Consider the following 25,957-nt stretch of genomic DNA (forward strand, 5'->3'; position numbering starts at 1 on the left):
TCACACCGCCCTCATCAGCAGGGTCGCGGCGATGAGGACCGCCGTCCCCCCGAACATCGACACCGCGTACGAGCGGGCGTAGCCGTTCTGCAGCTTGCGCAGCCGGCCCGAGAGCCCGCCGACGGAGGCGGCCGTGCCGTTGACCACCCCGTCGACCAGGCTGTGGTCGACGTACACGAGCGAGCGGGTCAGGTGCTCGCCGCCGCGCACCAGCACGACGTGGTTGAAGTCGTCCTGGTACAGGTCCTTGCGGGCCGCCCGGGTGGCCCAGCTGCCGCGGGGGGCGGTGACCGGGACGGGCTTGCGGCCGTACTGCGCGTACGCCAGGCCCACGCCGATGATCAGGGCGACCACGGTGAGGCCGGTGATGGCCGCGGCGCCGATCGGCGGGTGGCCGTGCTCGAAGGAGGTGACCGGCTCCAGCCAGGTCACGAAGGAGTCGTGGAAGCTGAACAGGGCGCCGGCGAACACCGAGCCGAAGGCCAGCACGACCATCGGCAGGGTCATGCTCTTCGGGGACTCGTGCGGGTGCGGCTGGTGGCCGTGTTCGTCGGACTGCCAGCGCTTCTCACCGAAGAAGGTCATCAGCATGACGCGGGTCATGTAGAACGCGGTGACGGCCGCGCCCAGCAGGGCCACCCCGCCGAGGATCCAGCCCTCGGTGCCGCCCTTGGCGAAGGCCGCCTCGATGATCTTGTCCTTGGACCAGAAGCCGGACAGGCCCGGGAAGCCGATGATGGCCAGGTAGCCCAGCCCGAAGGTCACGAAGGTGACCGGCATGTACTTCCGCAGGCCGCCGTACTTGCGCATGTCGACCTCGTCGTTCATGCCGTGCATGACGGAGCCGGCGCCGAGGAAGAGCCCAGCCTTGAAGAAGCCGTGGGTCACCAGGTGCATGATCGCGAAGGCGTAGCCGATCGGGCCGAGGCCGGCGGCCAGCACCATGTAGCCGATCTGCGACATCGTCGAACCGGCCAGCGCCTTCTTGATGTCGTCCTTCGCGCAACCGACGATCGCACCGAAGAGCAGCGTGACCGCACCGACGATCGTGACGACCAGCTGCGCGTCCGGCGAGCCGTTGAAGATGGCGCCGGACCGGACGATCAGGTAGACGCCGGCGGTGACCATGGTCGCCGCGTGGATCAGGGCCGAGACCGGGGTCGGGCCCTCCATCGCGTCACCGAGCCAGGACTGCAGCGGCACCTGGGCCGACTTGCCGCAGGCGGCCAGCAGCAGCATCAGCGCGATCGCGGTCAGCTTGCCCTCGGACGCCTCGCCCGCCGAGTCCAGCACCGGCCCGAAGGCGAAGGTCCCGAAGGTGGTGAACATCAGCATGATCGCGATGGACAGGCCCATGTCGCCGACCCGGTTGACCAGGAAGGCCTTCTTGGCCGCGGTCGCCGCGCTGGGCTTGTGCTGCCAGAAGCCGATGAGCAGGTACGAGGCGAGGCCCACGCCCTCCCAGCCGACGTACAGCAGCAGGTAGTTGTCGGCGAGGACCAGCAGCAGCATCGCCGCGAGGAACAGGTTCAGATAGCCGAAGAAGCGGCGGCGGCGCTCGTCGTGCTCCATGTACCCGACCGAGTACAGGTGGATGAGCGTGCCCACGCCCGTGATCAGCAGGACGAAGGTCATGGACAGCTGGTCCAGCTGGAAGGCGACGTCCGCCTGGAAGCTGCCGACCGGGATCCAGCTGTACAGGAACTGGTGCATGGCGCGGTCGTCCGCGTCGCGCCCCAGCATGTCGGCGAACAGGGCCACGCCGATGCCGAAGGAGGCGGCGGCGAGCAGGGTGCCGAGCCAGTGCCCGACGGCGTCGAGGCGCCGGCCGCCGCACAGCAGCAGCACCGCCCCGAGCAGGGGCGCCGCCACGAGCAGCGCAATCAGATTCTCCACGGTGTGCGCCCCTTACAGCTTCATCAGGCTGGCGTCGTCGACCGAGGCCGAATGACGGGTACGGAACAGCGACACGATGATCGCCAGACCGACCACGACCTCCGCGGCGGCGACGACCATCGTGAAGAACGCGATGACCTGGCCGTCGAGGTTGCCGTGCATCCGGGAGAAGGTGACGAACGCGAGGTTGCAGGCGTTGAGCATCAGCTCGATGCACATGAACAGCACGATCGCGTTCCGCCGGATCAGCACGCCGGTCGCGCCGATGGTGAACAGCAGCGCCGACAGGTACAGGTAGTTGACCGGATTCACTTGGCGGCCTCCTCGTGCGCATCGCGCCCGAGGCGCTCGGCCGCGCGCTGCTCCAGTGCCTTGAGGTCCTCCAGCGCCCGGGCGGAGACGTCCCGCACCTGGCCCCGGTCCTGCAGCGTCTTGCTGACCGTCAGCTCGGACGGGGTGCCGTCCGGCAGCAGGCCGGGTACGTCGACCGCGTTGTGCCGGGCGTACACGCCGGGCGCGGGCAGCGGCGGGACCTGGACCCCTTCGCGCACGCGGCGCTCGGCCATCTCCCGCTGGGTCGCGGGCCGTTCGGTGCGCTCGCGGTGGGTCAGCACCATCGCGCCGACCGCGGCGGTGATCAGCAGTGCGCCGGTGATCTCGAAGGCGAACACGTACTTGGTGAAGATGAGCTCGGCCAGGCCCTCCACGTGGCCCGCCGAGTTGACCCGGCCGAGCCCGTTGAAATCGGTGAGCCCGGCGTGGCCGATGCCGGCGACCAGCAGGATGCCGAAGCCGAGTCCGCACAGCAGGGCCAGCCAGCGCTGGCCCTTGATGGTCTCCTTGAGGGAGTCCGCGGCGGTGACACCGACCAGCATGACCACGAAGAGGAAGAGCATCATGATCGCGCCGGTGTAGACGATCACCTGGACCACGCCGAGGAAGTAGGCCCCGTTGGCCAGGTAGAACACCGCGAGGATGATCATCGTCCCGGCCAGGCACAGCGCGCTGTGCACGGCCTTCTTCATCAGGATCGTGCACAGCGCGCCGATCACGGCGACCGTGCCGAGCACCCAGAACTGGACGGCCTCGCCGGTGGAGGCCGCTTCGGCGAGCGCGCTCATGCCCCGACCTCCTCGTCCGCGGGGTCCTGGTCCTTCGAGGCGGCGTCCTGGCGCTCGGTGCCGGGGGCGGCGCCCGTCACCAGGCCGCGGTAGTAGTCCCCCTCGTCCGTCCCCGGGTACATGGCGTGCGGCGCCTCGACCATGCCCTCGGTCAGCCCGGCCAGCAGCTGCTCCTTGGTGTAGATCAGCGACTCGCGGCTGGCGTCGGCCAGTTCGAACTCGTTGGTCATGGTGAGCGCCCGGGTCGGACAGGCCTCCACGCAGAGCCCGCACAGGATGCAGCGGGCGTAGTTGATCTGGTAGACCCGCCCGTACCGCTCGCCCGGGGAGTAGCGCTCCTCCTCCGTGTTGTCCGCGCCCTCCACGTAGATCGCGTCGGCGGGACAGGCCCAGGCGCACAGCTCGCAGCCCACGCACTTCTCCAGCCCGTCCGGGTGGCGGTTGAGCTGGTGCCGCCCGTGGAAGCGCGGTGCGGTGGTCTTCGGCTGCTCCGGGTACTGCTCGGTGAGCCGCTTCTTGAACATGGCCTTGAAGGTCACGCCGAAGCCGGCCACCGGGTTCTGCCACTTCTCGTCAGACATTCTCAGCACCCTCCTCTCGGTCACTGTCAGTATTCGACCCGCCACTGACAATCAGCTCCCGCTCCCCGCGGGGCCGCCTGCGCGGCACGGACTCCGGCCGCTGGCCGGGCTTCGGCGGCACCGGGAACCCGCCCGCCATCGGGTCGAAGGGCTCCTCCGCCCGGGGAGCGGCGACCGCCTGCGCCTTCGCCTTCCGGTCCCGGAACACGTCCACGACCAGGGAGAGCAGCAGGACCGCGAACACGCCCCCGCCGACGTACAGGACGATCTCGCCGAAGTCGTACGCCTCGTTGCGCAGGGCGCGGACGGTGGCGACGAGCATCAGCCAGACCACGGAGACGGGGATGAGGACCTTCCAGCCGAGCTTCATCAGCTGGTCGTAGCGGACCCGGGGCAGGGTGCCGCGCAGCCAGATGAAGAAGAAGAGCAGCAGCTGCACCTTGACGACGAACCACAGGAGCGGCCACCAGCCGTGGTTGGCGCCCTCCCAGAAGGTGCTGATCGGCCAGGGGGCGCGCCAGCCGCCGAGGAAGAGGGTGACCGAGACCGCCGAGACGGTGACCATGTTGACGTACTCCGCCAGCATGAACATCGCGAACTTGATCGACGAGTACTCGGTGTTGAAGCCGCCGACCAGGTCGCCCTCGGACTCCGGCATGTCGAACGGGGCCCGGTTCGTCTCGCCGACCATCGTGACGACGTAGATGATGAAGGACACCGGCAGCAGGACGATGAACCAGCGGTCCTGCTGCGCCTCGACGATCGCCGAGGTCGACATCGATCCCGAGTAGAGGAACACCGAGGCGAAGGCCGCACCCATCGCGATCTCGTACGAGATCATCTGCGCGCAGGAGCGCAGGCCGCCGAGCAGCGGGTAGGTCGAGCCGGAGGACCAGCCCGCCAGGACGATGCCGTAGATGCCGACGGAGGCGACCGCGAGGACGTACAGCATCGCGATCGGCAGGTCGGTGAGCTGCATCGAGGTGCGCTGGCCGAAGATGGAGACCTGGTCGTCGGCCGGCCCGAAGGGGATCACCGCGATGGCCATGAAGGCCGGGATCGCCGCGATGATCGGGGCCAGCACGTAGACGACCTTGTCGGCCCGCTTGACGATGATGTCTTCCTTCAGCATCAGCTTGATGCCGTCGGCGAGGGACTGGAGCATGCCCCAGGGGCCGTGCCGGTTGGGCCCGATGCGCAGCTGCATCCAGGCCACCACCTTGCGCTCCCACACGATCGAGAACAGCACGGTGACCATCAGGAAGGCGAAGCAGAACACCGCCTTGATGACGACCAGCCACCAGGGGTCGCGGCCGAAGAGCGAAAGGTCCTCGGCGGCGAGTACTACCGCGTTCACGCGCCCACCTCCGCAGTGGTGTCGCCGGACGGGGCCGGACCGGCCGCGCCGATCCGGACGAGGGTGCCCGGGCGGGTGCCCAGGTCCGCGAGGACCCCGCCTCCGCGCGAATTCAGCGGGAGCCAGACCACCCGGTCCGGCATCTCGGTGACCCGCAGCGGGAGTGCGACGGTGCCGGCCGGGCCGGTCACCGCCAGGACGTCACCGTCCTTGACGCCGGTCTCGGCGGCGGTGGCCGCCGACAGCCGGGCGCTCGCCTCGTGCCGGGTGCCGGCCAGGGCGTCGTCGCCCTGCTGCAGCAGCCCCCGGTCGAGCAGCAGCCGGTGTCCGGCCAGGACCGCCTCGCCCGCGCCGGGGCGGGGCAGCGGCTCGGTGCCGGCCGGCTGTGCGCCGGCCCGCCCGCCGGTCCACGGGCCGAGCCGGTCGTACTCCCGGCGCAGCGCGTGGACGTCCGGCAGGCCCAGCGGCCGGCCGGCCTCGTCGGCCAGCATGTGCAGCACCCGGGAGTCGGCGGGGGCGAGCCGCCGGGTCATCTGGTCGGGCTTCAGCGCCGCCTCGAACGGGCGGATCCGGCCCTCCCAGTTCACGAACGCGCCGCTCTTCTCGGCCACCGCGGCGACCGGGAACACCACGTCGGCGTGTTCGGTGACCTCGCCCGGCCGCAGCTCCAGCGAGACCACGAAGGCCTCGGCCAGCGCCTGCCGGGCGCGCGCCGGGTCCGGCAGGTCCGCCGGTTCGACACCGCCGACCAGCAGGGCGCCGAGCTCTCCGGTGGCGGCGGCCTCCACGATCTGGCCGGTGTCGCGGCCGTACCGGTGCGGCAGCTCGTCCAGGCCCCAGACCCGCGCGACCTCCTCGCGGGCCCGCGGGTCGGTGGCAGGCCGGGCCCCCGGCAGCAGCGAGGGCAGCGCACCCGCCTCGATCGCGGCCCGCTCGCCGGCCCGCCGCGGGATCCACACCAGGTGGGCCCCGGTCGCGCCGGCCGCCCGTACGGCGGCGGTCAGCGCCCCGGGCACGCCCGCCAGGCGCTCTCCCACGACGATGACGGCACCGGGCTGCCGCAGGGCCTCGGCGGCCTCGTGGCCGCCCTCCTCCAGCCCGGTGCGGGAGGCCAGCGCGTCCAGCCACTCCGGTTCGGTGCCGGGAGCGGCGGCCAGCAGGGTGCCGCCGGCCTTGGTCAGGCCGCGGGTCTCGAACGGCGCCAGCGCGAAGGTCCGCTGCTTGCGCTTGCGGTGCGCCTTGCGCAGCCGCAGGAAGACGCCGGGCGCCTCCTCCTCGGACTCGATGCCGGCCAGGAGCACCGCCGGGGCCGCCTCCAGCGAAGCGTGCGTGACCCCCTCGCCGGACAGCCCGACCCCGGTGCCCGCGACCTGTGCGGCCAGGAAGTCGGCCTCCTCGGCACTGTGCACCCGGGCCCGGAAGTCGATGTCGTTGGTGTCCAGCACCACCCGGGCGAACTTGGCGTAGGCGTACGCGTCCTCGACGGTGAGCCGGCCTCCGGTGAGGACGCCCGTCCGGCCGCGCGCCGCCGCGAGTCCGCGGGCCGCCGCGGCCAGCGCCTCCGGCCAGCTCGCCTCCACCAGGGCGCCCGTGGCCGCGTCCCGGACCAGCGGGGTGGTCAGCCGGTCCGGCCGCTGCGCGTACCGGAAGGCGAACCGGCCCTTGTCGCAGATCCACTCCTCGTTGACCTCGGGGTCGTTCTGCGCGAGCCGGCGCATCACCTTGCCGCGCCGGTGGTCGGTACGGGTGGCGCAGCCGCCCGCGCAGTGCTCGCACACGCTCGGCGAGGACACCAGGTCGAAGGGGCGGGACCGGAACCGGTAGGCGGCCGAGGTGAGCGCGCCGACCGGGCAGATCTGGATGGTGTTGCCGGAGAAGTACGACTCGAACGGGTCGCCCTCGCCGGTGCCGACCTGCTGCAGCGCACCGCGCTCCACCAGCTCGATCATCGGGTCGCCGGCCACCTGGTTGGAGAAGCGGGTGCAGCGCGCGCACAGCACGCACCGCTCCCGGTCCAGCAGCACCTGCGTGGAGATCGGTACGGGCTTCTCGTAGGTCCGCTTCTTCCCCTCGAAGCGGGACTCGGAGTTGCCGTGCGACAGGGCCTGGTTCTGCAGCGGGCACTCGCCGCCCTTGTCGCAGACCGGGCAGTCCAGCGGGTGGTTGATCAGCAGCAGCTCCATCACGCCGCGCTGCGCCTTGTCCGCGGCCGGCGAGGTCAGCTGGGTGCGGACCACCATGCCGTCGGTGCAGGTGATCGTGCAGGAGGCCATCGGCTTGCGCTGGCCCTCGACCTCGACCATGCACTGGCGGCAGGCGCCGACCGGGTCGAGGAGCGGGTGGTCGCAGAAGCGCGGGATCTCGACGCCGATCTGCTCGGCGGCCCGGATGACGAGGGTCCCCTTGGGGACGGACAGCTCGACCCCGTCGATGGTCACGGAGACCAGGTCCTCTGCCGGGGCGGTCATGCGGTCACCTCCGTGTCGGCCCACAGGGTCGACTTCTTGGGGTCGAAGGGGCAGCCCTTGCCCGTGATGTGCTGCTCGTACTCCTCGCGGAAGTACTTCAGCGAGGAGAAGATCGGGCTGGCCGCGCCGTCGCCGAGTGCGCAGAACGACTTGCCGTTGATGTTGTCCGCGATGTCGTTCAGCTTGTCGAGGTCGGACATCACGCCGTTGCCGGCCTCGATATCGCGCAGCAACTGGACCAGCCAGTAGGTGCCTTCGCGGCAGGGCGTGCACTTGCCGCAGGACTCGTGGGCGTAGAACTCGGTCCACCGGGTCACGGCCCGCACCACGCAGGTGGTCTCGTCGAAGCACTGCAGGGCCTTGGTGCCGAGCATCGAGCCGGCCGCTCCGACGCCCTCGTAGTCCAGCGGGACGTCGAGGTGCTCGTCGGTGAACATCGGGGTGGAGGAGCCGCCCGGGGTCCAGAACTTCAGCCGGTGGCCGGGCCGCATGCCGCCGCTCATGTCGAGCAGCTGGCGCAGGGTGATGCCGAGCGGGGCCTCGAACTGGCCGGGGTTGGCGACGTGCCCGGAGAGCGAGTACAGGGTGAAGCCCGGGGACTTCTCCGTGCCCATCGCCTTGAACCAGTCCTTGCCCCGGTTCAGGATCGCGGGAACCGAGGCGATCGACTCGACGTTGTTCACCACGGTGGGGCAGGCGTAGAGGCCCTCCACCGCGGGGAAGGGGGGACGCAGCCGGGGCTGTCCGCGCCGGCCTTCGAGGGAGTCGAGGAGGGCGGTCTCCTCGCCGCAGATGTACGCGCCGGCGCCGGCGTGCACGGTGAGTTCGAGGTTGAGACCGCTGCCCAGGACGTTTTCTCCCAGGTAGCCGGCGGCGTACGCCTCGCGCACGGCTTCGTGCAGCCTGCGCAGGACGGGGACGACCTCGCCGCGCAGGTAGATGAAGGCGTGCTCGGAGCGGATCGCGTAGCAGGCGATGACCATTCCCTCGATGAGGGAGTGCGGGTTGGCGAAGAGGAGGGGGATGTCCTTGCAGGTCCCGGGCTCGGATTCGTCGGCGTTGACCACGAGGTAGTGCGGCTTGCCGTCGCCCTGCGGGATGAACTGCCACTTCATGCCGGTGGGGAAGCCTGCGCCGCCGCGGCCGCGCAGACCCGAGTCCTTCACGTACGCGATGACCTCGTCGGGGGTCATCGCCAGTGCCTTGCGCAGTCCCTGGTAGCCCTCGTGCCGCCGGTAGGTCTCCAGCGTCCACGACTCGGGCTCGTCCCAGAACGCCGAGAGCACCGGGGCGAGGAGCTTCTCCGGCGAGGTCCCTCCCCCGGCCTCCGGCTGGGAGGTGCCTCCATGACTTTCCTTGGCCGACACGCTCATCACTCCCCTCCCTCGGCCTTGGCTTCGCCGCGCGGGTGCACGATCGGCGCGTGCGGGGTGTGGCCGCGGGCGATCCGCAGGCCGACCAGGGAGGCGGGGCCCGCCCCGCCGGTCGCCTCGACCGCGCCCTCGCGCTCGTCGGGGAAGCCGGCCAGGATCCGGGCGGTCTCCTTGTACGTGCACAGGGGGGCGCCCCGGGTCGGTTCGACCGGGCGGCCCGCGCGCAGGTCGTCGACCAGGGCCTTCGCGGACTCGGGGGTCTGGTTGTCAAAGAACTCCCAGTTGACCATCACCACGGGCGCGAAGTCGCAGGCCGCGTTGCACTCGATGTGTTCGAGGGTGACCTTGCCGTCCCCGGTCGTCTCGTCGTTGCCGACGCCGAGGTGCTCCTTGAGCTCCTCGAAGATGGCGTCGCCGCCCATGACCGCGCACAGGGTGTTGGTGCAGACGCCGACCTGGTACTCGCCGGACGGCTTGCGCCGGTACATCGTGTAGAAGGTGGCGACCGCGGTGACCTCGGCGGTGGTCAGGCCCAGCACCTCGGCGCAGAACCGGATGCCGGTGCGGGAGACGAAGCCCTCCTCCGACTGCACCAGGTGCAGCAGCGGCAGCAGGGCGGACCGGCTGCCGGGGTAGCGGGCCACGACCTCCTGCGCATCCGCTTCGAGCCGGGCGCGTACGTCCGCCGGGAAGTCCGGGGCCGGGAGCTGCGGCATGCCGAGCGAAACGTCTGTCATCGGTCGACACCTCCCATCACGGGGTCGATGGAGGCGACGGCGACGATGACGTCGGCGACCTGGCCGCCCTCGCACATCGCGGCCATGGCCTGCAGGTTGGTGAAGGACGGGTCGCGGAAGTGGACCCGGTAGGGGCGGGTGCCGCCGTCGGAGACCGCGTGGACGCCGAGCTCGCCCTTGGGGGACTCGACGGCCGTGTACACCTGGCCGGGCGGGACCCGGAAGCCCTCGGTCACCAGCTTGAAGTGGTGGATGAGGGCCTCCATGGAGGTGCCCATGATGTTCTTGATGTGGTCGAGCGAGTTGCCGAGGCCGTCGGGGCCGAGGGCGAGCTGGGCCGGCCAGGCGATCTTCTTGTCGGCGACCATGACCGGGCCGGGCTCCAGCCGGTCCAGGCACTGCTCGACGATCCGCAGCGACTGCCGCATCTCCTCCAGGCGGATCAGGAAGCGCCCGTAGGAGTCGCAGGTCTCGGTGGTCGGCACGTCGAACTCGTAGTCCTCGTAGCCGCAGTACGGGTCGGACTTGCGCAGGTCGTGCGGGAGTCCGGCGGAGCGCAGGATCGGCCCGGTCGCGCCCAGCGCCATGCAGCCGGCCAGGTCGAGGTAGCCGACGTCCTGCATGCGGGCCTTGAAGATCGGGTTGCCGGTGGCGAGCTTGTCGTACTCCGGCAGGTTCTTCTTGAAGGTCTTCACGAAGTCGCGGAGCCGGTCCATGGCGCCCGGGGGCAGGTCCTGCGCCAGTCCGCCGGGCCGGATGAACGCGTGGTTCATGCGCAGGCCGGTGATCAGCTCGAAGACGTCGAGGATCAGCTCGCGGTCGCGGAAGCCGTAGATCATGATCGTGGTGGCGCCCAGCTCCATGCCGCCGGTGGCGATGCACACCAGGTGGGAGGAGATCCGGTTGAGCTCCATCAGCAGCACGCGGATGACCGAGGCCCGGTCGGGGATCTGGTCGGTGATGCCGAGCAGCTTCTCCACGGCCAGGCAGTACGCCGCCTCGTTGAAGAAGGGCGTCAGGTAGTCCATGCGCGTGACGAAGGTGGTGCCCTGCGTCCAGTTGCGGAATTCGAGGTTCTTCTCGATTCCGGTGTGCAGGTAACCGATTCCGCAGCGGGCCTCGGTGACCGTCTCGCCGTCGATCTCCAGGATCAGGCGGAGCACTCCATGGGTGGACGGGTGCTGCGGACCCATGTTGACGACGATGCGCTCGTCGTCCGCCTTGGCCGCGGACCGGGCGATCTCGTCCCAGTCACCGCCGGTCACCGTGTAGACGGTGCCCTCGGTGGTCTCCCGGCCTTCGGCCGTTGCTTCCGCGTGGTTCGGGGTGTGGGACATCAGCTGTACGACCTCCGCTGGTCGGGAGCCGGGATCTGGGCGCCCTTGTACTCGACGGGAATGCCGCCGAGCGGGTAGTCCTTGCGCTGCGGGAAGCCCTGCCAGTCGTCCGGCATCATGATCCGGGTGAGGGCCGGGTGCCCGTCGAAGACCAGGCCGAAGAAGTCGTACGCCTCGCGCTCGTGCCAGTCGTTGGTCGGGTACACGGGGACGAGCGACGGGAGGTGCGGGTCGGCGTCCGGCACCGCGACCTCCAGCCGGATCAGCCGGCCGTGGGTGAGCGAGCGCAGGTGGTAGACGGCGTGCAGCTCGCGGCCCTTGTCCTCGGGGTAGTGGACGCCGGAGACCCCCGTACAGAGCTCGAAGCGCAGGGCGGGGTCGTCGCGCAGGGTGCGGGCGACGCGTGCCAGGTGCTCGCGGGCGATGTGGAAGGTGACCTCGCCGCGGTCGACGACCGTCTTCTCGATCGCGTTGGCGGGGACCAGGTCCTGTTCCTCCAGGGCTCCTTCGAGTTCGTCGGCGACCTCGTCGAAGTAGGAGCCGTACGGCCGCGTGGAGGGGCCGGGCATCCGCACGGAGCGGACGAGGCCGCCGTATCCGGAGGTGTCGCCGCCGTTGCGGGCGCCGAACATGCCGCGCTGGACGCGGATCTCCTCACCGTGGTCCCCGCGCTGGCCCGGCAGGTTCTGGGCGCTGAGGTCCTTCTCGGGATTGGGTTCGCGGGTCTCGCTCACCGGAGCAGCCCCTTCATCTCGATGGTGGGGAGTGCCTTGAGGGCCGCCTCCTCCGCCTCACGGGCCGCCTCTTCCCGGTTCACGCCGAGCTTGGAGGTCTGGATCTTCTGGTGGAGCTTGAGGATCGCGTCCATCAGCATCTCGGGCCGGGGCGGGCAGCCGGGCAGGTAGATGTCCACCGGGACGATGTGGTCGACGCCCTGGACGATCGCGTAGTTGTTGAACATCCCGCCCGAGGAGGCGCACACGCCCATGGAGATGACCCACTTGGGAGCGGGCATCTGGTCGTACACCTGGCGCAGCACCGGCGCCATCTTCTGGCTGACCCGGCCGGCCACGATCATCAGGTCGGCCTGGCGCGGCGAGCCGCGGAAGACCTCCATGCCGAACCGGGCCAGGTCGTAGCGGCCCGCCCCGGTCGTCATCATCTCGATGGCGCAGCACGCCAGGCCGAAGGTGGCGGGGAAGACGGACGCCTTGCGCACCCAGCCCGCGGCCTGTTCGACGGTGGTCAGCAGGAAGCCGCTCGGCAGCTTCTCTTCCAGTCCCATGGAAAATTCAGCCCCTCAGTCCCATTCCAGGCCGCCCCGCCGCCAGACGTACGCGTAGGCGACGAAGACGGTGAGCACGAAGAGCAGCATCTCGACGAGCCCGAAGATCCCCAGGGCGTCGAAGGTGACGGCCCAGGGGTAGAGGAAGACGATCTCGATGTCGAAGACGATGAAGAGCATCGCCGTCAGGTAGTACTTGATGGGAAAGCGACCGCCGCCTGCCGGCAGCGGAGTCGGCTCGATGCCGCACTCGTACGCCTCGAGCTTCGCCCGGTTGTACCGCTTCGGGCCGATCAGCGTGGCCATGACCACGGAGAAGATCGCAAACCCTGCGCCCAGTGCGCCGAGCACGAGGATGGGCGTGTAGGCATTCACGCTCCTCGCTCCTTCCAGTCGTCCTTGACCGTTGGACCGCTGTGCCCGGCGCGTGTGTCCCGCCTCGCGAAGATCGCGCACATGTGAGGCAGTTCACAAGCCGGACTGGTGCGCATCCTATGCCTGCCGCTCTGTGATCTGCGACACGGGTTGCAAGACCGAGTTTGTGATCTCCACCACCTGACGAACGATCATGAAGTCCGATGAGTGGTGATCTTCGTACGCGAAGCACCCACATGATCACCATAGGTGACATCGGGGTGCTTCATCGCAGGTGAAAGGGCTGTTGCACTATCAAAGAATGGTCCGTGCACGCAAATTGGCAGCGCGACCGGTGGCGTGATAAGGGAACTCGCATCCCCCGACAGGGGGAGGTGGACGGTACGGAAGTGGACGCGGGGGACGGACTCCGCGGGGGGCGCCGGCGCGTGCGTCCGTTCACGAGCCGGGGGCGCTCCGCGGTGCGCGCGGCCGCCTCCGGGCCCCGGTGGCCGAAATGACACTCAAGGCTCCACCCAACCGTGACCCCTCTGTGACCTGCATCACATGCACCGAGAGGCCCGGGAAAGAGGGCTTGGCCATCTGTGTGCATGGATGGTAGGCGATAGATCAAATAGGACAAATCAAGGAAACCCCTTGATCACAGCCTTATGAGTGCCTGTCCGATTCGTCCGTTACGGCGTCAATAAGGCGTCCGGAACGCTCGGTTCAGGCCGGTGACGGGCAACTGTGGCGCAGCCCACGTTTCTTGAAGGGACCCCTGGCGCCCTGATAGCGGTTGTACTCATGTCCCACACCGCTCACATACCCAGCCACCGGAAGCCCCGTCGCAGCGCCTCGAAGCTCGCGGTGCGCGCCGGAGTTGCCGGTGGCGTGCTCAGCACCCTGGCGATGGCCGGCACGGCGAGCGCGACGCCGGTCGAGCCCGCACCCGAGACCCTCGAAATGCCGGTCCTCGACCTGGACCTGGGCGCCGAGGTCGCTTCCGCCGTCACCGCCGCCGCCGACAACTCCCGCGCGGCCGCCGTCGAGGGCGAGCTGACCGCTCAGGAGGAGACCGCCCGCACCGGCGCGGCCGCCCAGGCGAAGAAGGCCAAGGAAGACGCCCAGAAGAAGGCCGACGCCGAGAAGAAGGCCAAGGCCGAGGCCGAGCGCAAGGCGGCCGCGGAGCGTGCCACCCGCAACGACGGCCGGTCCACGCTGTCGCTGAAGTCGGCGCCCAACAACAACGACGACGACACCGCCAAGCCCGTCACCGGCTCGGCCTCCGCCATCGTCAACTTCGCCCGCGCCCAGGTCGGCAAGGCGTACGTGATGGGCTCCACCGGGCCTTCCGCCTACGACTGCTCGGGGCTCGTGCAGGCCGCGTACCGCCAGGCCAACATCTCCCTGTCCCGCACCTCCCAGTCCCAGTCGCTGGCCGGCCGCTCGGTCTCGCTGAGCAACCTGCAGCCGGGCGACATCCTGTACTGGGGTCCCAAGGGCAGCGCGTACCACGTGGCCATCTACGTCGGCGGCGGCAAGTTCGTCGGCGCCCAGAACCCGCGCACGGGCATCGTCGAGCGCTCGCTGAGCTACGACCGCCCCTCGGGCGCGGTCCGCGTCCTCTGATTTCCCGGTAGTCCTCCGGGACACCGTCCTCGGGACACGGCGAAGGGCCGGCACTCCCCCGCTCGGGAGTGCCGGCCCTTCGTGTGCGTGTACGCCGCGCGCTGCGAACCGTCAGGACATCGACGCGGCCAGCTTGAACCGCGCGTCGCGCTGCTTCTTGTAGAGCGCGAGCGTCTCGGCGTGCTCCTCGGCCAGCTGCTCCTGGTACGCCTTCTCCACCGCCGCCCAGACGCCGACCAGGTTCACCTCGCGCTTGCACGCGACGTCCTTGACGGCCGCGGCGACGGCCTTGGGGCTGCCCTTGTCGTCGGTCAGCCGCAGCTTCTCGACCACCTCGTAGGGGGTCTGGATGCCGGAATAACCGGCCTTTCCCATGCAGTCGGACCATTTCCCCAGGACGGCCTCGACCCGCGAGTCGTTCTTCGACCGCTGGTGCGCCTCGGAGGAGAGCCCGAACGCGAACAGCAGGTCCACGCTGTCCTTGGTCGGGGCGTACAGCTTGCGGTAGCCCTCGCGGAGGCATCCGCCCGCCGGGACCTTCTTCCCTCCGACGTCGATCCCGCTGTCGGTCCTGTCCGCCTCTTCCTGGGTCATGGGGTCGGGGCGGCTGCCCGGCTTCTCGCCGGGGCGCATGCCGTGCAGGACAACGTCGGCGCTCTCGCTGAGCGCCGGCCGGACGGGCGGGACGCGCTCGGCGCCGGCGCTCTTGTCGTAGCCGTACCGGGCGGCGTAGGCCGGGTCGGCCACTCCGAACAGGTAGCGGTGACGGTCTTCGGCGCCCGCGGGGGCCGCTGCCGGGCCCGAGCCCTCGTACGTGAAGCCGTACCGGGCCATGCACTGGGCAGTGATGCGGTCCTGGACCCGGGCCATCCGGAAGACGTCGGCGTCGGAATCCGTGAACGCGTCCATGGGGAACGCCAGCGAGGAGGTGACCGGGTTGTGGGCGACGGGACCGAGCGCGGGTTCCTTCCCGCCCCCCGTCCCCGCTCCGTCCGCACCGCAACCCGATGCCAGCAGGGCCGCGGCGAGTGCTACGGCGGCCACGGGAAGATCGCGGCCCTGCCTCGCCATCAGGTGCCGAGGATGTAGTCGGCGGAGCTGATCTTGTTCTTGAAGGTGGCCGACGCGTTGCCCCAGTAGGCCTCCGGGATCGTGCCGACGCTGCCGTCGATGTTCGCGTCCGTCGCCACCTTCCAGGTCAGCCAGTGCTTGTTCCAGTAGGACTCGGTGTTGTCGTTCGTCCAGTCGGTACGACCGTGGCAGCCGGCCGGGCCGGTGAACTTGTCGTCGTTGAAGTTGTAGTCCTCCCTGACGAGGTCGAACACGCAGCCGGCGCGGTCGGCCATGTAGTACAGGTTGAACTCGTTGGTCTCCGGGTAGCCGTCCTTGCCGTACGCCGCCGCGGGACCGCCGGCGGCGAGAAGAGCGGCTGCGGCCATGGCCGGCACGACCACGGCGGCCATACGGGCGCGAAGCTTGCTGTTCACGGAATATTCCCCTCCAGTAATGATCTTTCCGGTCGGGCTGAATCTAAGAATCAGATCCTGCCGAAAGTAAAGGCGGTTCCACATTCCGGACCGGTAACTTAAGCCGCACAAGCGGAACTTGACGCTCCATAAGGTGACTGAATAGCATCCCGAAGCCCACCCACCCCTCGCCCGAATGGCTGTAATGCGCAAATATCTCGGCACCGTACTGGTGGCCCTCCTCCTGCCGGTCGCGGCCTGCAGCGGGGAGAAGGAGCCGTCCGCCAAGGACAGCCCTCCGCCCTCCGCCGAGGAAATTGCGTACTACGACTGCCTGGAGAAAAAGGGGCTGAAGGTAGAAATCTCCGAAGGCGGAAGCCCGCGTTTGGAGAAAACGGAGTCCGTGGAGGAGATCACGGCGGCGGAACGGGCGTGCGCCTCGCTGCTGCCCGAGCCGCCCGAGCGGCGCGCCACCGCCCGGGAACTCTCCGATGCCCGGAATTACACCGCTTGTATGCGAGCGGAGGGAATTTCCTGGTTCCCGGACCCCAATCCGGTGTCCGGCGAGTTCGACACGCTGAGCAACGATCAGGTCGCCGAGCTCAAGACCGAGCACGTGGACGTCCTCGCGAAATGCCGACGGGGCAAGGGACAGTGACGGAGAGGGATGTGAGCGGTGCCACGCTCGTCCGCGGGCGACGGGCCGTCTTCGGAGTGGTGGCCGCGGCCGGGCTGATGGCCGTGGGCGGTCTGCTGGCCACCTTCGTGGTGAAATCGCCCGCGCAGGTCGCGGCGGAGAGCCGGCCGCCCGCGCAGCAGGCACTGACCGCCGCCGTCGAGCGCCGGGTGCTGGCCGAGACCGTGGTCATGCGGGGGACCGTCATCGCCGGCCAGACCGTTGCGGTGTCCCCGCAGGGCGGCGGGGACGGCACGGGCACGGCCGTGGTGACCAAGCTGCCGCTGAAGGCGGGGGACGAGGTCAAGGCCGGTCAGCTGCTGGCCGAGGTGTCCGGGCGGCCGGTGTTCGCCCTCAAGGGCGGGCTGCCGGTCTACCGCGACCTGAAGCCGGGCGCCACGGGCGATGACGTCGCCCAGCTCCAGCAGGCCCTGCGCGAGCTCGGCCACGGCACCGGCCGGGACCCCAAGGGCACGTTCGGCCCGGGAACGAAGACGGCGCTCACCGCCCGCTACCGGGCCATCGGGTACGAGCCGCTGCCCGCCGTCCCCGACGGTGGAGCCGCGCTCAAGCAGGCCCGGGAGGCCGTACGGTCCGCCGAGTGGGCCGTCGAGGACGCCGCCAAGGCCGGAACGGAGAGCAAGCCCGGCACGGGGGACAAGGGCGGTACGGAGGACAAGGGCGGTACGGGGGCCACAGCAGGAGCCACCCCGGAGAAGGGGTCCGCAGCCGCGGCTCCGGCATCGCCGGACGGCGGACGGGAGCTGGCCCGCGCCCGCCAGCAGCTCACCGACGCACGCGCGGCACTGGCCGCCGCCGAGGCCGCCGACGGGCCGACGCTGCCGGCGGCGGAGACCGTGTTCATCGGCTCGTTCCCGGCCCGGGTCAGCTCGGTCGGCGCCCGCCTGGGGGCCCAGGTGTCCGGTGCGGTCCTCACCCTGTCGTCCGGGGACCTGGTCGTCGAGGCGTACCTCCCCGAGGACAAGAAGCAGCTGCTGCGCCCCGGGATGGCGGCGCTGATCTCCTCCGAGACGGCCGGCCAGGACATCCGCGCCAAGGTGTCCCTGGTCGCCGGCGAGCGGTCCACCGGGCAGCAGCAGTCGGGCGGGGCGCCGGGGGGCTCCGGCGACGGCAAGGGCGGCGGGGGCGGACAGGACTCCTCCTCGGGCGGAGCGGCCGGCCCCGCTCAGGGCGTGGGGTACCGGATGCTGGTCCGGCCCGACCAGGCGCTCCCCGCGTCCTTCACCGGGCAGGACGTACGGCTGACCGTCGAGTCCGCTGCCACCGACGGCGAGGCGCTGGTGGTACCGGTCACCGCGGTGTCCGCGGGTGCCGACGGCAGGACCGTGGTCACCGTGGTGGGTGCGGACGGTTCCCAGCAGCGCGTCGAGGTCCGTACCGCCACGAGCGGGGACGGGTACGTGGCCGTCACCCCGGAGCAGCCGGACGCCCTCACGCCGGGCGCCAAGGTGATCATCGGTACCGCCGGGGCGGAGCCGCCCCCGGGAGGCGGACGTTGACCCCGTGGCGGCGCGGACGGGGCGGCCCGGAAGCCCCGTCCGGCAACACCGACACCGAGGCCGATGCCGCGGCGGACAGCGGCACCGGGGCCGGCACCGGCGACGTGCCGGTCATCCGCTTCGAACAGGTCGGCCTCCGCTATCCCGGCCCCCCGCCCGTCGACGCCCTCAAACCGTGTGATCTGACCGTCCGGCGCGGCGAGTTCATCACCGTGGTCGGCCCGTCCGGCTCCGGAAAGTCCACCTTCCTCAACGTCGCCGGGCTGCTCGACTCCCCCACCGCCGGCCGCTACCTGCTCGACGGCATCGACACCGGCACCCTCGCCGACCGGGACCGGACCGCACTGCGCGGGCGCCGCATCGGCTTCGTGTTCCAGTCCTTCCACCTGCTGCCCCACCGCAGCGCCCTGGAGAACGTCACCCTCGCCATGCTCTACACCCAAGTCCCGCGCGACCGGCGCCTCGACCGGGCCCGTGAGGCCCTGGAACGGGTCGGCCTCGGCCACCGCGCGGATGCCGTGCCCGGGCGGCTCTCCGGCGGCGAACGCCAGCGGGTGGCGATCGCGCGCGCCCTGGTGGGCCGGCCCTCGCTGCTGCTCTGCGACGAACCGACCGGCAACCTGGACTCCGTCAACGCGGCCTCGGTGCTGGCCCTGCTGGACGAGCTCCACGGTGCGGGCATGACCGTACTGGTCATCACGCACGACGGCGAGGTCGCCGCACGCGGAGAGCGGACCGTCACCATCCGGGACGGACTGCTGGGAGAGACCGGATGAGGGGACGGACGAGAGGGCGGACGGCAGAGCGCATACCGCCCACCCGGCTCGGGCTCCGCGACGCACTCTCCGAGGCCGTGGCCGGGATGCTGCGCCGTCCCGGCCGCGCCGCACTGACCGCGCTCGGCACGGTCCTGGGCGTGGGCAGTTTCGTCGCCGTGCTCGGCCTGACGGGCACCATATCGGCGCAGATCGACGGCAGGTTCAACGTGCTGAGCGCCACCGAAGTGACCATCGAGGACGTGGCGGGGCAGCAGAGCGAGTTCGCAGGGCCCGGTTTTCCCGCCGACGCGGAGGAGCGGCTGCGGTCCGTGGCCGGAATCGAGCAGGCGGGCGTCCTGTGGCAGGTCCGCACGGCCTCGTCCGCCACCGTCGGCACGGTGCCGCCCAAGTCCGGCGTGGCGCCCGCCGAGTCGGCCGCCGGTGCCGGCTCCACCGTCTACGCCGCCTCCCCCGGGGCCGTCGCCGCGATGGTCCCGACCCTCCGGGAGGGGCGGCTGTACGACGCCTTCGCCGAGCAGAGCCGGCAGCGGATCGCGCTGATCGGCGGCGGCCTGGCCGCCCGGCTGGGCATCGGCTCCCTGTCCACCCGGCCGGCCGTGTTCATCGGCGACCAGCCGTTCACCGTGGCCGGGATCATCGCGGACGTACGCCGGCAGCCCGAGCACCTGATGTCCGTCCTGGTACCGAAGGCCACCGCCGAGGACCTGTGGGGCCCGCCCGGCCCGACCGAGGCCCGGATGCTGATCGCCACCGATCTGGGGGCGGCGCGGCAGGTGGCCGAACTGGCGCCGGTCGCGCTGCGGCCCGACCATCCCGAGTACCTGAAGGCCGTGCCGCCGCCGGACCCGCGGATGCTGCGGGCGAGCGTCACCTCCGACCTGAGCGCGCTGTTCCTGCTGCTCGCGGGGATCTGCCTGGTGATCGGGGCGGTCGGGATCGCCAACACCACGCTGGTCGCGGTCCTGGAGCGGACCGGGGAGATCGGGCTTCGGCGGGCGCTGGGGGCGCGCGGGCGGCACATCTCCGCGCAGTTCCTCACCGAGTCCGCGACGCTGGGTGCGCTCGGCGGGCTCGTGGGCACCTCCATCGGCGAGCTGACGGTGGTCGTGGTGGCGGTGGTCCGGGACTGGACCCCGGTGCTGCACCCGGCCACGGTCGCGGGCGCGCCGCTGGCCGGACTGGTCACCGGCCTGCTGGCCGGCCTCTACCCGGCCTGGCGGGCCGCCCGCATCGAACCGGCGGAAGCCCTCCGCCGCTGACCCTGCCCCGACCCGGCGTCCGGTCCACGACGAAGGGCCGGCACTCCCCCGCTCGGGAGTGCCGGCCCTTCGTGTGTGCCGGTTCCGGCGGGCGGAGCCGCGGCCGCGGTCCCCTCGTAGGGGAACCCGTACCGCTCCGTGCAGGCGGCGGTCAGCCGCTCCTGGACCCGGGCCATGCGGATCGCGTCGGCGTCGGTGTCCGTGACGGCGTCCATGGGGAACGTCAGTGAGGAAGTGGCCCCGTGGTGGGCAGGACCGAAGGGCGTGCGCCCGGCATCACGTGCCGAGGATGTAGTCAGCGGAGCTGATCTTGTTCTTGAACGTGGCCGAGGCATTGCCGACGTGGCCTTCCGGCAGGGTGCCGACCTGGCCGTCCATGTCCTTGTCCGTGCCGACCTTCCACGTGAATACGTCACGGTTCCAGTAGGACTCGGTGTTGTCGTTGGTGATTTTCTGGTAGCCGGAGCAGCCGGACGGACCCCAGAACTTGTTGTCGCTGAAGTTCATGTCCTCCGATCCGAGGTCGAACACGCAGCCCGTGCGGTTGACGGTGTAGTAGAGGCCGAACTCGTCCTTTTCCAGGTAGCCGTCCTTGTTGAAGGCCGACGCGGGGCTTCCGGAGAGCAGAAGCGTGGCCGCGCTCATTACCGGAACCAGCGCACCGACCGCCCGCACCCGAAGCTTCTTGTTCATGGAATGCTCCCTTCCAGTAAACGCCTTTCGGGACAGCCGAATCTAAGATCCCGAGCCCTCGGGAAGTAAAGGGGCTTCCGAATACTGGACGCCGACAGCCGCCATTTTGCGCCACCTTGACGCTCGACAGATCGCATGAATACCATCCGGAGCCCGTAATGGTGATCCAAGATCAAACATCGGGAAGTATCGTGTTTCGCATCCGACTGTGCATACCACTGGCATGTGCCGCCGCGCTGGTTCTGAGCGGCTGCTCCGACGATTCGAATCCGAAGGCCAGTGACAGCCCTCCGCCGACGGCGGCCGAAATCAAGTACCACGACTGCCTCAAAAAGGAGGGTCTCGCCGTCGTGTACGAGGACAACGGCGCGCCGAGGCTGGCCAAAACCGACCCGGCGGAAAAGATCTCCGCGGCCGAAAAGGCATGTGAGTCCCAGCGGCCCCCCGTGGAGCCCGTGAGCTCGGAAACCCTGGCGGAAGAACAGCGGTGGGTCGACTGTCTGCGTCGGCAGGGACTGACCTGGATTCCCGACCCCGATCCGAGCACCGGGACGGTGCCGCTGACCGCCGAGCAGATGGGTGGCCTGAAGAGGCAGCACGGTGCGGCACTTCAGGAATGCAAGAGCGACGGGGCCAGGAAACACGACGACGACAACAGGTGAAAAGGACGGCGGGGCCCCGCCGGTCATCCGGCCGGGCCCCGCCAGGGGTCATCCCGTCACGTCAGCGGAGCTTGACCCACTTGTCGGCGCTGACCGAGACGTACTGGTTGGTGTCGGGGTCGGTGGTGGAGACCCAGCCGAAGACCGCGAGCCGCTCGGACTTGATGAACGGCGTGTCCGTCTCGGGAGTGTGCACCGTGACCGGCGAGGTCCAGGTGAAGGTCTTGCCCGGGACGCAGTTCACCTGGGTGCGGATGAAGCCCTGGACGACCTTCGGCTGCTCCTGCCTCGCCGAGCCGCCGACGTCCACCTTCACCGGCTTGGTGCAGGTGAGCGTGCCGTTCACGGTGGCCTTGCCGTCCTTGGCCAGCTTGCCGCCGGCATTGACCGTCATGGCCAGGGCGACCGGCTTCGGCGGGGCCACGTCGGTGGCCGTCAGGTAGCCCCTGAGCTCGTCACGGTCGTCGCAGTCCTGGGCGTAGGAGAGGTCGATCTTCTTGACCGCGGTCCCCGCGCCGAACTCCAGCTCCTTGATGGTGAAACCGCCGGTGAGCGCGGAACAGCCGCCCTTGTAGCCGTTGACGAACATGCTGGGCCGGTCGAGGACGACGCCCGGCATCTCCGGCGTCTTCACCGCGTCCGCGTACGTGCCCGGCGCCAGGGTCTGACCCGCCGGCGCGGCCAGGTCCATGGTCCAGGAGTCGCCGGGGCGGGTGACGGTGACGCGCAGGGTGCGGTGGTCGGCGGAGGCGGTGACGTCGATCTTGTCGTCGTAGACCGGCGCGTACCAGACCTGCCGGTCGGTCTGGCCGTCGCCCGAGTCCCCGGCCCACATGAACTCGAACGTCGGCATGGCGGCGGCCTGCGCGGTGCCGGCGGCGGCGAGCGGCACCGCAAGGGCGGCGGTGGCGGCCGTGGCGAGCGCGGCGGCCGTACGTACGGCGGTGCGCGTGGCGGTGCGTGCGGGCATGCGGAACTGCACTGTGTGTACCCCCCGTGAAGAACTGACGGACCGAAGATCAAATGCGATCGGCGCGAGTCTGCCAAGAGGGGTACGAAAAGGGCAACAGGTATGCGGCCCGAGGCGGTTCACCGCCCCGGGCGCGCATACGCCACCGGCCCGTGCCGGATCAGGCGCGCGGGGCCACCTTCGACAGGCCGTTGATGATCCGGTCCATGGCGTCGCCGCCCGCCGGGTCGGTCAGGTTCGCCAGCATCTTCAGCGTGAACCGCATCAGCACCGGGTGGCTCAGACCGCGCTGCGCGGCGACCTTCATGACCTTCGGGTTGCCGATCAGCTTCACGAAGGCGCGGCCCAGCGAGTAGTAGCCGCCGTAGGTCTCCTTGAGCACCTTCGGGTAGTTGTGCAGCGCCAGTTCGCGCTGGGCCGGGGTGGCCCGAGCGTGCGCCTGCACGATCACGTCGGCCGCGATCCGCCCGGACTCCATCGCATAGGCGATGCCCTCGCCGTTGAACGGGTTGACCAGGCCGCCCGCGTCACCGACCAGCAGCAGGCCCTTGGTGTAGTGCGGCTGCCGGTTGAAGGCCATCGGCAGGGCCGCGCCGCGGATCGGCTGGGTCATGTTCTCCGGGGTGTAGCCCCAGTCCTCCGGCATGGACGCGCACCACGCCTTGAGGACCTCGCGCCAGTCCAGCTCCCGGAAGGCGGACGAGGAGTTGAGGATGCCGAGGCCCACGTTGGAGGTGCCGTCACCCATGCCGAAGATCCAGCCGTAGCCGGGCAGCAGCCGGTCCTGCGGGCCGCGCCGGTCCCACAGCTCCAGCCAGGACTCCAGGTAGTCGTCGTCGTGCCGCGGCGAGGTGAAGTACGTCCGCACGGCCACGCCCATCGGGCGGTCCTCGCGCCGGTGCAGGCCCATGGCCAGCGACAGCCGGGAGGAGTTGCCGTCGGCGGCGACCACCAGCGGGGCGTGGAAGGTGACCGGGGTCTTCTCCTCGCCGAGCTTGGCGTGCACGCCGGTGATCCGCCCGGTGCGCGGGTCGCGGATCGGCTCGCCGACGTTGCAGCGCTCGTAGAGCCGGGCGCCCGCCTTCTGCGCCTGCCGGGCCAGCGTCTCGTCGAAGTCGTCGCGCTTGCGCACGAGTCCGTAGTCGGGGAAGGAGGCCAGCTCGGGCCAGTCCAGCTGGAGCCGCTGCCCGCCGCCGATGATGCGCAGACCCTTGTTGCGCAGCCAGCCGGCCTCTTCGGAGATGTCGATGCCCATGGCCACGAGCTGCTTGGTGGCACGCGGGGTCAGGCCGTCACCGCAGACCTTCTCGCGCGGGAACGCCGTCTTCTCCAGCAGCAGGACGTCGAGGCCCGACTTGGCGAGGTAGTGGGCGGTGGTGGCGCCGGCGGGACCAGCCCCGACGACGATCACATCCGCGCTGTGTTCGGAGAGGGGCTCGGTCACTGCGGGATCTCCCCAGGGAGCTCGAAATTTCTGCGTGCCGAAGGCACCGGACATGGGCAGTCTATGCAGCGAACCGTGATCACCAGTGAGAAGGGCCGCACGATGACCAACGCACCGCTCCCGGCCGTGGAACTCCGCGTGCCGACCGACGAGGACGCCCACGCCTGGCACCGGGTCTTCGACGACCCGGACGTGATGGAGTTCCTCGGCGGGCCCGAGGAGCTCTCGGCGTACGAGGAGTTCACCGCCCGGCAGCGGCTGCACGACGCCCGGCTGGGCTACTGCCTGTGGACGCTGCTCGACTCGGACGGCGAGGTGGTCGGCTTCACCGGGGCGCAGCCCTGGCCGGCGGAGAAGGAGTGGGGCCCGGTCGGCGAGATAGAGATCGGCTGGCGGCTCGGACGCGACCACTGGGGCAAGGGGTACGCCTACGCCGCCGCGCTGGCCACCGTGGACCGGGTGCGGCGGACCGGGCTCTCACGGGTGGTCGCGATGATCGACGACGCCAACGAGCGCTCGATCGCGGTGGCCGAACGCCTCGGCATGACCCTCGAAGAGACGTTTCCGCTGCCGGGCGGCACCCGCAACGGCCGCCGGTACGCGCTCTCCCTGGGCGACGCCTGACCCACGGCGGCCGGCCGGGATGACCGACGGCCGGGCCCGGAGACCCGACGACCCGTCCGGATGACCGAGATCCGGTCAGAAGACGGACAGCCCGGTCAGGGTGGTGAAACGATCCAGCGCCGCCACGCCCGCCACGCTGTTGCCCCGCGCGTCCAGCCCGGGGCTCCACACGGCGAGCGTGCAGCGGCCCGGGACCACGGCCACGATGCCGCCGCCCACCCCGCTCTTGCCGGGCAGTCCGACCCGGTAGGCGAACTCCCCCGCCGCGTCGTACGTCCCGCAGGTCATCATCACCGCGTTGATCTGCTTGGCCTCGCTGCGGGTCAGCAGCCGGGAGCCGTCGGCGCGCAGCCCGTGCCGGGCCAGGAAGCGCGAGGCCAGGGCCAGATCGGCGCAGCTGGCCTCGATCGAGCACTGCCAGAAGTAGTGCTCCAGCAGGGCCGGCACCGGGTTGTCCATGTTCCCGTAGGACGCCATGAAGTGGGCGACGGCGGCGTTCCGGTCGCCGTGTTCCTGCTCGGAGCCGGCCACGTCCGCGTCGAAGCCCAGGTCCGGGTTCTGGCTCTCCTGCCGCAGGAACTCCAGCACCTCGCTGCTCGCGTCGCCGGTGAGGGTCTGCAGCCGGTCGGTGACCACCAGCGCGCCCGCGTTGATGAACGGATTGCGCGGGATGCCGTTCTCGTATTCCAGCTGGACCAGCGAGTTGAAGGGGTTGCCGGACGGTTCCCGGCCGACCCGCTCCCACAGGCTGTCCCCGCCCTCGGCCAGCGCGAGGGCGAGCGAGAAGACCTTGGTGATGGACTGCGCGGAGAAGGGGGTGCGCCAGTCGCCCACCCCGTACACCCGGCCGTCGAGGTCGGCGACGGCCATGCCGAACCGGCTCGGGTCCACCGACGCCAGGGCGGGGATGTACCCGGCCGGGGTGCCGCTGCCGACGAGCGGGGCCACCTCGTCGGCGATCCGCTCCAGCAGCGCCTGGTAGTCCACTACGCGCCCTTGCCGCCCTCGACGCCCTCGGCGTCCTTGTAGCCCCGGTGCAGGGCGACGATGCCGCCGCTGAGGTTCCGCCAGGCCACCCGGCCCCAGCCGGCCTTCTGCAGCAGCCCGGCCAGCTCGGACTGGTCGGGCCAGGCGCGGATGGACTCGGCGAGGTAGACGTACGCGTCCGGGTTGGAGGACACGGCACGGGCCACCGGCGGCAGGGCGCGCATCAGGTACTCGGTGTAGACCGTCCGGAACGGCCCCCAGACGGGCTGCGAGAACTCGCAGATGACCACCTTGCCGCCGGGCTTGGTCACCCGGTACAGCTCGCGCAGCGCGGTGACGGTGTCCTGGACGTTGCGCAGGCCGAAGGAGATGGTGACGGTGTCGAAGGTGTCGTCGCGGAACGGCAGCTTCGTCGCGTCGCCGGCGGTCAGCGGCAGCCAGGGGTGCTTGCGCTTGCCCTCGCGCAGCATGCCGAGCGAGAAGTCGCACGGGACGACGTACGCGCCGGTGGCCGCGAACGGCAGGGAGCTGGTGGCCGTGCCGGCGGCCAGGTCCAGCACCTTCTGGGCGGGGCGGGCGTCGACGGCGCGGGCGACCTCCGTCCGCCACAGGCGGGCCTGACCGAGCGAGAGGACGTCGTTGGTGAGGTCGTAGTTCGCCGCCACGTCGTCGAACATCGAGGCGACTTCGTGCGGCTGCTTGTCCAGGTGTGCGCGGGTCACTGGCGGTCGGCCTC

Annotated in this window: 26 protein-coding genes; 7 read left to right on the forward strand and 19 right to left on the reverse strand. The window is 70.5% G+C overall.

Translation table 11 applies throughout. The features are described from left to right. Genes nuoL through AB0O36_RS07895 form a run of 12 tightly spaced genes read right to left on the reverse strand, consistent with a single transcriptional unit; the run spans position 1 to position 12,530 of the window. Positions 1–1,896, reverse strand: a complete 1,896-nt coding sequence (gene nuoL, locus AB0O36_RS07840) for an NADH-quinone oxidoreductase subunit L (RefSeq protein WP_365105646.1) — start codon at positions 1,894–1,896, stop codon at positions 1–3. A 12-nt stretch (positions 1,897–1,908) separates the two neighbouring features. Then, positions 1,909–2,208: an NADH-quinone oxidoreductase subunit NuoK gene (gene nuoK / locus AB0O36_RS07845; RefSeq protein ID WP_365105649.1), complete on the reverse strand. Its 300-nt coding sequence runs from the start codon at positions 2,206–2,208 to the stop codon at positions 1,909–1,911. Further along, positions 2,205–3,017: an NADH-quinone oxidoreductase subunit J gene (locus AB0O36_RS07850; RefSeq protein ID WP_365105652.1), complete on the reverse strand. Its 813-nt coding sequence runs from the start codon at positions 3,015–3,017 to the stop codon at positions 2,205–2,207. The genes nuoK and AB0O36_RS07850 overlap by 4 nt, the downstream gene beginning before the upstream one ends. Beyond that, positions 3,014–3,598 (reverse strand): NADH-quinone oxidoreductase subunit NuoI, encoded by a 585-nt coding sequence (nuoI, locus tag AB0O36_RS07855; protein ID WP_365105654.1) that lies wholly within the window; start codon positions 3,596–3,598, stop codon positions 3,014–3,016. Before nuoI ends, AB0O36_RS07850 begins: the two co-directional genes overlap by 4 nt. Then, positions 3,591–4,955, reverse strand: a complete 1,365-nt coding sequence (gene nuoH / locus AB0O36_RS07860) for an NADH-quinone oxidoreductase subunit NuoH (protein WP_365105657.1) — start codon at positions 4,953–4,955, stop codon at positions 3,591–3,593. Before nuoH ends, nuoI begins: the two co-directional genes overlap by 8 nt. Continuing rightward, positions 4,952–7,423 (reverse strand): NADH-quinone oxidoreductase subunit G, encoded by a 2,472-nt coding sequence (locus AB0O36_RS07865; protein WP_365105660.1) that lies wholly within the window; start codon positions 7,421–7,423, stop codon positions 4,952–4,954. Before AB0O36_RS07865 ends, nuoH begins: the two co-directional genes overlap by 4 nt. Then, positions 7,420–8,796 (reverse strand): NADH-quinone oxidoreductase subunit NuoF, encoded by a 1,377-nt coding sequence (gene nuoF, locus AB0O36_RS07870; RefSeq protein ID WP_365105663.1) that lies wholly within the window; start codon positions 8,794–8,796, stop codon positions 7,420–7,422. Before nuoF ends, AB0O36_RS07865 begins: the two co-directional genes overlap by 4 nt. Further along, positions 8,796–9,533 (reverse strand): NADH-quinone oxidoreductase subunit NuoE, encoded by a 738-nt coding sequence (gene nuoE, locus AB0O36_RS07875; RefSeq protein ID WP_365105666.1) that lies wholly within the window; start codon positions 9,531–9,533, stop codon positions 8,796–8,798. The genes nuoF and nuoE overlap by 1 nt, the downstream gene beginning before the upstream one ends. Beyond that, positions 9,530–10,870 (reverse strand): NADH-quinone oxidoreductase subunit D, encoded by a 1,341-nt coding sequence (locus tag AB0O36_RS07880; protein WP_365105669.1) that lies wholly within the window; start codon positions 10,868–10,870, stop codon positions 9,530–9,532. Before AB0O36_RS07880 ends, nuoE begins: the two co-directional genes overlap by 4 nt. Continuing rightward, positions 10,870–11,604: an NADH-quinone oxidoreductase subunit C gene (locus AB0O36_RS07885; RefSeq protein ID WP_365105672.1), complete on the reverse strand. Its 735-nt coding sequence runs from the start codon at positions 11,602–11,604 to the stop codon at positions 10,870–10,872. The genes AB0O36_RS07880 and AB0O36_RS07885 overlap by 1 nt, the downstream gene beginning before the upstream one ends. Continuing rightward, complete coding sequence (locus AB0O36_RS07890; protein ID WP_365105674.1) at positions 11,601–12,155, reverse strand: NADH-quinone oxidoreductase subunit B family protein; 555 nt, start codon at positions 12,153–12,155, stop codon at positions 11,601–11,603. The genes AB0O36_RS07885 and AB0O36_RS07890 overlap by 4 nt, the downstream gene beginning before the upstream one ends. 15 nt (positions 12,156–12,170) lie before the next feature. Then, entirely contained in the window at positions 12,171–12,530 is a 360-nt protein-coding gene (locus AB0O36_RS07895; protein ID WP_365105677.1) for an NADH-quinone oxidoreductase subunit A, read from the reverse strand. A 786-nt stretch (positions 12,531–13,316) separates the two neighbouring features. Here AB0O36_RS07895 and AB0O36_RS07900 point away from each other — a divergent pair. After that, positions 13,317–14,141 (forward strand): C40 family peptidase, encoded by an 825-nt coding sequence (locus AB0O36_RS07900; RefSeq protein WP_365105680.1) that lies wholly within the window; start codon positions 13,317–13,319, stop codon positions 14,139–14,141. Between the two features lie 111 nt (positions 14,142–14,252). Here AB0O36_RS07900 and AB0O36_RS07905 read toward each other — a convergent pair whose 3' ends face one another. After that, positions 14,253–15,185, reverse strand: a complete 933-nt coding sequence (locus AB0O36_RS07905; protein WP_365105683.1) for a hypothetical protein — start codon at positions 15,183–15,185, stop codon at positions 14,253–14,255. A 26-nt stretch (positions 15,186–15,211) separates the two neighbouring features. After that, positions 15,212–15,628, reverse strand: a complete 417-nt coding sequence (locus AB0O36_RS07910) for a hypothetical protein (RefSeq protein WP_365105686.1) — start codon at positions 15,626–15,628, stop codon at positions 15,212–15,214. A 184-nt stretch (positions 15,629–15,812) separates the two neighbouring features. Between AB0O36_RS07910 and AB0O36_RS07915 the strand changes: the two genes are divergently transcribed. The 4 genes from AB0O36_RS07915 to AB0O36_RS07930 all read left to right on the forward strand — a co-directional run bounded on the left by AB0O36_RS07915 (position 15,813) and on the right by AB0O36_RS07930 (position 19,841). Next, positions 15,813–16,265, forward strand: a complete 453-nt coding sequence (locus AB0O36_RS07915; RefSeq protein WP_365105689.1) for a hypothetical protein — start codon at positions 15,813–15,815, stop codon at positions 16,263–16,265. An 11-nt stretch (positions 16,266–16,276) separates the two neighbouring features. Further along, on the forward strand, positions 16,277–17,803 hold the full coding sequence (locus AB0O36_RS07920; RefSeq protein WP_365105691.1) for a peptidoglycan-binding protein: 1,527 nt from the start codon (positions 16,277–16,279) through the stop codon (positions 17,801–17,803). 104 nt (positions 17,804–17,907) lie between these two features. Further along, a complete protein-coding gene (locus AB0O36_RS07925; protein ID WP_365106154.1) occupies positions 17,908–18,579 on the forward strand; it encodes an ABC transporter ATP-binding protein in 672 nt (223 codons plus the stop codon). Continuing rightward, entirely contained in the window at positions 18,576–19,841 is a 1,266-nt protein-coding gene (locus tag AB0O36_RS07930) for an ABC transporter permease (RefSeq protein ID WP_365105693.1), read from the forward strand. Before AB0O36_RS07925 ends, AB0O36_RS07930 begins: the two co-directional genes overlap by 4 nt. Before the next feature lie 276 nt (positions 19,842–20,117). On the opposite strand, the gene AB0O36_RS07935 is transcribed toward AB0O36_RS07930, so the two are convergent. Next, positions 20,118–20,534: a hypothetical protein gene (locus AB0O36_RS07935; RefSeq protein WP_365105696.1), complete on the reverse strand. Its 417-nt coding sequence runs from the start codon at positions 20,532–20,534 to the stop codon at positions 20,118–20,120. Positions 20,535–20,692: 158 nt separating this feature from the next. Here AB0O36_RS07935 and AB0O36_RS07940 point away from each other — a divergent pair, with 158 nt between their 5' ends. Next, on the forward strand, positions 20,693–21,196 hold the full coding sequence (locus AB0O36_RS07940) for a hypothetical protein (RefSeq protein ID WP_365105698.1): 504 nt from the start codon (positions 20,693–20,695) through the stop codon (positions 21,194–21,196). Between the two features lie 61 nt (positions 21,197–21,257). Here AB0O36_RS07940 and AB0O36_RS07945 read toward each other — a convergent pair whose 3' ends face one another. Both AB0O36_RS07945 and AB0O36_RS07950 read right to left on the reverse strand, forming a co-directional pair. Beyond that, positions 21,258–22,166 carry a hypothetical protein gene (locus tag AB0O36_RS07945; RefSeq protein ID WP_365105700.1) on the reverse strand — a complete coding sequence of 303 codons (909 nt, stop codon included), beginning with the start codon at positions 22,164–22,166 and terminating at the stop codon, positions 21,258–21,260. Between the two features lie 160 nt (positions 22,167–22,326). After that, positions 22,327–23,610: a geranylgeranyl reductase family protein gene (locus AB0O36_RS07950; RefSeq protein ID WP_365105703.1), complete on the reverse strand. Its 1,284-nt coding sequence runs from the start codon at positions 23,608–23,610 to the stop codon at positions 22,327–22,329. A 102-nt stretch (positions 23,611–23,712) separates the two neighbouring features. Between AB0O36_RS07950 and AB0O36_RS07955 the strand changes: the two genes are divergently transcribed. Further along, positions 23,713–24,234 carry a GNAT family N-acetyltransferase gene (locus AB0O36_RS07955; RefSeq protein ID WP_365106156.1) on the forward strand — a complete coding sequence of 174 codons (522 nt, stop codon included), beginning with the start codon at positions 23,713–23,715 and terminating at the stop codon, positions 24,232–24,234. A gap of 75 nt (positions 24,235–24,309) precedes the next feature. Here the strand turns inward: AB0O36_RS07955 and AB0O36_RS07960 are convergent, their stop codons facing one another. Then, a complete protein-coding gene (locus AB0O36_RS07960) occupies positions 24,310–25,221 on the reverse strand; it encodes a glutaminase (protein ID WP_365105706.1) in 912 nt (303 codons plus the stop codon). Then, positions 25,221–25,943: a demethylmenaquinone methyltransferase gene (locus AB0O36_RS07965; RefSeq protein ID WP_365105708.1), complete on the reverse strand. Its 723-nt coding sequence runs from the start codon at positions 25,941–25,943 to the stop codon at positions 25,221–25,223. The genes AB0O36_RS07960 and AB0O36_RS07965 overlap by 1 nt, the downstream gene beginning before the upstream one ends. Positions 25,944–25,957: the final 14 nt, after the last annotated feature.

The sequence above is a fragment of the Streptomyces sp. NPDC089799 genome, assembly GCF_040684755.1.
Taxonomy (GTDB): Bacteria; Actinomycetota; Actinomycetes; order Streptomycetales; family Streptomycetaceae; genus Streptomyces.